The following is a 2040-nucleotide window of genomic DNA, read 5'->3' as shown; positions in this document are numbered from 1 at the left end:
CCTTGGCCGCCTGACCCAAACCAAATGGCCTCCGGGAAACCCGGGGCGGTTCAGACGGGCTCTAAGTGCCGCGACTGCGACTTGGACATTGTCATTGGCTGGCTTCTTGCCGGCATCCGCAAAGTGCCGACGCAACGTCCGGCACACTTCGAAGCCTCGGCTGTGGTCTTCCCGAGGGAAGCGAACAGCACGCATCAGCCCACCCCGTCTCCAGAGCCAAGCGGGACCGACGCTATCAGACGCTCTCGCAAGGCACCTAGAGGCCCCCAGGGAACATCGGCTCCTCACGGGCTGCGCCACGTTCAGGGCGCTTGGCTCCAGACCACCGCGCCAGGGTTCGACTTGCAGCATCGGCGCCCCATCCCCCTTTGCCTCGATTTCGACAGCCCGGCAGGTACCTCGGACAGGCTTCCGTGCGCATAGGCCGGGCCGGCTGTGATAACATCGGCAGGCGAAATCCAAGAAAATTGGGCGCATCGATGAGCCCTTGTATGCCGGGAACGGTTGGTACGCCTAGTTTCGAAGCGTTGCATTAAACACGAAGGGGCACGTGGTGGTCGTATTTCGCGGACCGTTGCTCGGTGCTCTGCTCCCGAGTCGGGCTCCGGAGAAGTCGTCGGTTTCACGCTGCCGGCATGATTTCGAGCAACGCGGCTGGCGTGAGGATCAGCCCGCCCGCGGTGACGATCCAGGGCCTTCCGACATTGCAGCGAAGGACCCTGAATGCCTCCTTCAGAGCATCGTGCAGGCTCGGAAGCTCCCTCGGCTGGGTCGCCTTCGCGTCCGTGTTGCTCGGCCCAATGGTGAGCAATGCGGGCTGCGTGAAATCTTCGTCCTGGATTTGATCGTGAGCCACCTGACTCTCCGACGCGCTTGTCGCAGCTCAGTAAAGATAATGCGGAGTCTGCATGAAAGCCACAGCTTAGGTCGGCGACGACCGGTTATGGTCGACCTTGCCCTGAAACAAAGTGCGTAGGGCACAAGGGTGAGCTGGGCACGCCCAATCCGGTCCTCCTGTTCCTGGACGGGCGGACGAGAAGCGGCTTGCAATTCCTATGGGGAATGGTAGTTTCTTATGGAGACCGCGGTATTCGGACGGGGGTGCGGCGGGTCTCGTGGTTCCTCCCATGGACTTGGCTTCGCCGGCCCGTGCCGGCGAAGCTTTTTTGGTGACTTGTCGGGTCCCGCCGTGTTTCCTGGGCAGCCTTGCCCGGCCCGGCAGCGAGATCCGCGACCGGGGGCTGGAGCATTCATCGCGTCATGTGTCCGGAATGGCTTGTCGTGAAGCGCGGGGACTCGCCGGTCGTCGCAAGCATCCCGCATTCCGGGACACGGATACCCGGACGCATTGGGAAGCAGCTTGAGCCGCCGGGGTTGGCGCTTCGCGATACCGATTGGTGGCTCGATCAGCTCTATGACTTTTTGCACGAACTCAACGTCACCGTCGTCCGGACGGAGATGTCGAGGACCGTCATCGATCTGAACCGGGACCCGTCGGGAGCTTCGCTCTATCCCGGGATTGCCACGACGACGCTCTGCCCGACCACGACGTTCGATGGAATTCCCTTCTACAGAACGGTTCATGAGCCAGATGAAGCCGAGGTTGGGCGGCGACACTTAACTTGGTTCCAGCCCTACCACGAAGCCGTCCGGCGTGAGATCGACCGACTTTCCGCCCTGCACGGGACCGTCGTTCTCTACGACTGCCACTCGATCCGGTCTGTCGTTCCGCGCTTGTTTACCGGAGAATTGCCGCATGTCAGCATTGGTACCAACGACGGCTCGAGCTGTTCACCTGAGCTTGCCTCGTTGGTCGCGGCGGCATTTTCCGGCAGCGACTACGCATGCGTGACCAATGGACGGTTCAAAGGCGGCTGGATCACGCGGGAGTATGGAGCGCCCCGCATGGGCGTCCATGCCATTCAGGTGGAACTCGCCTGTCGCACCTACATGAACGAGGTAAACGGCAACTATCCTGCACCCTATTCGTAATTGCTCAGGTGGTCAGAACGAAGCTGACACTGGGGTGAGGATTGGCAG

2 protein-coding genes are annotated in these 2040 nt (G+C 61.6%); one reads left to right on the top strand and one right to left on the bottom strand.

The window, feature by feature from the left end; all coding sequences use genetic code 11:
• Positions 1-622 precede the first annotated feature (622 nt).
• Positions 623-856, bottom strand: coding sequence for a hypothetical protein (locus tag G3T14_RS23915; RefSeq protein WP_163644969.1), 234 nt, complete (start codon positions 854-856; stop codon positions 623-625).
• 425 nt (positions 857-1281) lie between these two features.
• On the opposite strand from G3T14_RS23915, the gene hutG reads away from it, so the two are divergent.
• Complete coding sequence (gene hutG / locus G3T14_RS23910) at positions 1282-1992, top strand: N-formylglutamate deformylase (RefSeq protein WP_204263048.1); 711 nt, start codon at positions 1282-1284, stop codon at positions 1990-1992.
• Positions 1993-2040: the final 48 nt, after the last annotated feature.

Source organism: Methylobacterium sp. BTF04 (assembly GCF_010692745.1).
Taxonomy (GTDB): Bacteria; Pseudomonadota; Alphaproteobacteria; order Rhizobiales; family Beijerinckiaceae; genus Methylobacterium.
Note: the sequence above shows the minus strand (reverse complement) of the source record. Positions and strands in the feature narration are given on the sequence as shown.